We start from the raw sequence: 3,353 nt of genomic DNA, 5'->3' as shown, positions 1-3,353 counted from the left end.
GGGCTGGATGTGCGCAAGGGGCTGAAATCGAATCTCGATATCAGTAGCGGAGCGACAGTGTGGGCGCTGGGCGCGTTTGGCGGCAACGTCACCAGCAGCGGGCGCTTCCTGGTCGGTGCGGCCACGGCGACCACCATTGCGGGGAATTATTCGCAATCCAGCGGCGGCAACCTCGGCGTGTGGTTGGGCACTCCGCTGAGGGTCACCGGCAGCGCCAACATCGCCGGCACGATGTCGATCCTCGGGGTGAAGTCGGGGTACACCACGACGTCGCACGAAACCCTGCTCAATGCCGTTGGCGGCGTCACCGGCACCTTCAGTGATCTCAAGGCAGCCCCGAGCGTGTTCCTGGATGCGGCACTGGCCTATGACCCGAACAACGTCTTCCTCAATATCAATCGCATCGATGTGTCCAAGGCGGCATCGGCGATGGGCCTGAGTGCCAGCGCGCAGGCGTCGGCGGTGCGGGTGGAATCGGCGATGACGGCAATCGATGCGCAGCTGGTCGGTGTTGCGCCAGGTGGCATCAGCGCCGCCTTCATCGGCGCGGCCGGGGCGCTCCAGCAGACCGCCGGTGCGACCCAAGCCGATCTGTCATTGCGCAGCCTGTCAGGTGAGATGCATGCGGCATCCACCGCGTTGACCTTCGATGCCATCGATGCGGGCCGGCGCACGCTGGAACAGCGCATGGACCGGTTGCAGCGCACGCCGACACGTGTCGGTGGCTGGTATCGCGATCTCTCCAGTGGTGGCCAGCTTGCACAGGCCGGTTTCGATAGCGTCGGCCTGGATTCCAGTGGCGAGATGATCGGCAACGATTGGCGACTGGGCGCGAACGCGATGCTGGGCATCGCCATCAGCCGGCTCGACCAGAGCACCTGGCTGGGGACCTTCGGGGATCACAGCCGTGGTCGCCAACACGAGGTGCAGCTCTATGGTGTCGCGTGGCAAGGCCCGTGGTACGTGCAGGCGCAGTTCGTCAACGGCGACTTCCAACGCAGGCTGCAGCGCAACCTGTTGCTGGGATCGCTGCAAGATGCGGTGTCGACGCAGCTTTCCGGGCGCTATCTGGGCGCGTTCGGCTCGATCGGTCGCCGCTTCGAACTCGACGGCGTTGGGCTGACGCCGTACCTCGGGACCCAATACCTGACCGTCGCCAATGATGGCTTCAGCGAAGCAGGTGGGTCGGGCTTCGGGCTGCGTGCGAACGCGTGGGATGCCAGTCGCTGGCAGGCAATGGCCGGAGTTCGCGCCGAGCGGGGCTGGCGGTTTGGCGATGTCGAGCTGCGTGCGGACGCGCGAGCCGAATGGCAAAGGACGCTGGCAGAATCCGGCATGTTGGTCGATGCCAGCTATACCGGCATCGACCAATGGGCACCGCTGCAGGGAATGGCGCTGGCGCGTCGTAGCCAGCTGTTCGGCTTCGGGCTGTCAGCGTTGTTCGGTCAAAACGCACTGCTGCGGTTCGACCTGAGCCGACGCAGCAGTGAGGTAGGCAGGGCCGGATCGGCGATGCTGTGGGGCAGCTATCGGTTTTGAAAGCGGGGAGACGGGAGACGGGAGCGGAGACTCGCCATCGTCAAAGAGTCGATTTCGTTTCCCCTCTCTCCTCTCCCGTCTCCCTGCTCAGTGGTTTCCGGCGAACAGCTCGCGCCCGATCAGCATGCGGCGGATTTCGTTGGTGCCGGCGCCGATGGCGTAGAGCTTGGCGTCGCGCAGGATGCGCCCGGTCGCGAATTCGTTGATGTAGCCGTTGCCGCCGAGGGACTGGATGGCTTCCAGCGCCACCTGCACCGCCGCTTCGCTGGCGTGCAACAGGCAGCTGGCGGCGTCGATCCGGCTCTTGTGGCCTTGGTCGTAGTCGCGCGCCACTTGATAGGCGAAGGCGCGCGAGGATTGCAGCGAGGTATACATGTCAGCGATCTTGGCCTGCATCAGCTCGAAGGTGCCGATGGCCTGGCCGAACTGGCGACGCTCTCGCACATAGGGCAGGGCGATGTCGAGCGCGGCCTGCATCAGGCCGATCGGGCCGCCGGACAGCACCAGACGCTCGGTGTTCAGGCCGCTCATCAACACCTTGACGCCGTTGTTGACCTCACCCAGCACGTTGTCCTGCGGGATCTGACAATTCTCGAACACCAGCTCGCAGGTATTGCTGCCGCGCATGCCCAGCTTGTCGAGCTTCTGCGCGGTGGAAAATCCCGGCATGCCTTTTTCGACGATGAACGAGGTCATGCACTTGCTGCCCAGCTCGCGGCTGGCGGTGCGCATGTAGACGATCAGCACGTCGGCCTCGGGGCCGTTGGTGATCCACATCTTGTTGCCGTTGGCGATCCACACGTCGCCTTTCAGCTCGGCGCGGCAGGCCATCGAGCCGACCACGTCGGAACCGGCGCCCGGCTCGCTCATCGCCAGCGCGCCCTTGTATTCGCCGCTGCACAGCTTGGGCAGGTACTTGCTGCGCTGCGCGGCGTTGCCGTTGGCGTACAGGTTGTTGACGCACAGGTTGGAATGCGCGCCGTAGCTCAGGCCGATCGAACCGGAGGCGCGGCTGATTTCTTCCATCGCCACCAGATGCGCGAGGTAACCCATGTCGCTGCCGCCGAACTCGGCGGGGATGGTCATCCCGAGCAGGCCCATCTCGCCGAGCATCGGCCACAGCTCCTGCGGGAACCAATTGTCCTCGTCGGCCTTGGCCGCGCGCGGCGCGATCTCAGTCTCGGCAAAACGGCGAACCGCCTCGCGCAGTGCATCGATATCGTCACCGAGGGGGAAGGGGCGCATGGGACTCACTTGTCGCTGGGTGGGATGGCGCAGGGATCGGCGTCGGCACAGCAGGGCGACAGCGCCCCGATGGCCGTGTGTTCAACTCACTGTCCGCGGATGCGGCCCTGGAAGCGCGGCTGGCTGCGGCCCATCGGCAGCTTGAGCTTGCCGATCGCGCTGATGCGCTCTTCGGCAAGACGGTCGGCGGCGCGGTAGGTCGGGATGCCGTCGCGGTCGGAGATTTCGTAGATGCGGGTGAGGTTGTGGTAGATCGTGCGCATCATCCGCATCGCGCGCTCGCGGTTGTAGCCGTCAAGCTCCAGCGCCACGTTCATCACGCCGCCGGCATTCACCGCGTAGTCCGGTGCATACAGGATGCCGCGCTTGACCACCTCGTCGCCGATCGCGTCGGTCGACAATTGGTTATTGGCGGCGCCGCAGATGACCTTGAACTTGAAACGGGGCAAGGTCTTCTCGTTGACCGTGCCACCCAGCGCGCAGGGGGAGTAGACGTCGGCAGCGACGTCATAGATTTCGTCCAGGCCCACCGCCTCGGCGCCGTATTCGGAGACCGCCTTGTCGACCAG

Annotated in this window: 3 protein-coding genes; 1 reads left to right on the top strand and 2 read right to left on the bottom strand. The window is 65.2% G+C overall.

Going from position 1 to position 3,353, the window contains the following annotated elements; genetic code table 11:
* Window positions 1-1,539 (top strand): autotransporter domain-containing protein (locus IT472_RS09160; protein WP_297181098.1); only part of this gene is annotated, 1,539 nt, incomplete at its 5' end.
* Window positions 1,540-1,626: 87 nt separating this feature from the next.
* Here the strand turns inward: IT472_RS09160 and IT472_RS09155 are convergent.
* A complete protein-coding gene (locus IT472_RS09155; RefSeq protein ID WP_297181096.1) occupies window positions 1,627-2,784 on the bottom strand; it encodes an isovaleryl-CoA dehydrogenase in 1,158 nt (385 codons plus the stop codon).
* Between the two features lie 86 nt (window positions 2,785-2,870).
* On the bottom strand, window positions 2,871-3,353 hold a 483-nt coding region (locus IT472_RS09150), incomplete at its 5' end, for a Glu/Leu/Phe/Val dehydrogenase family protein (RefSeq protein WP_297181095.1).

Source organism: Thermomonas sp. (assembly GCF_020850895.1).
Taxonomy (GTDB): Bacteria; Pseudomonadota; Gammaproteobacteria; order Xanthomonadales; family Xanthomonadaceae; genus Thermomonas.
This window is presented reverse-complemented; position numbering and strand designations above follow the sequence as displayed.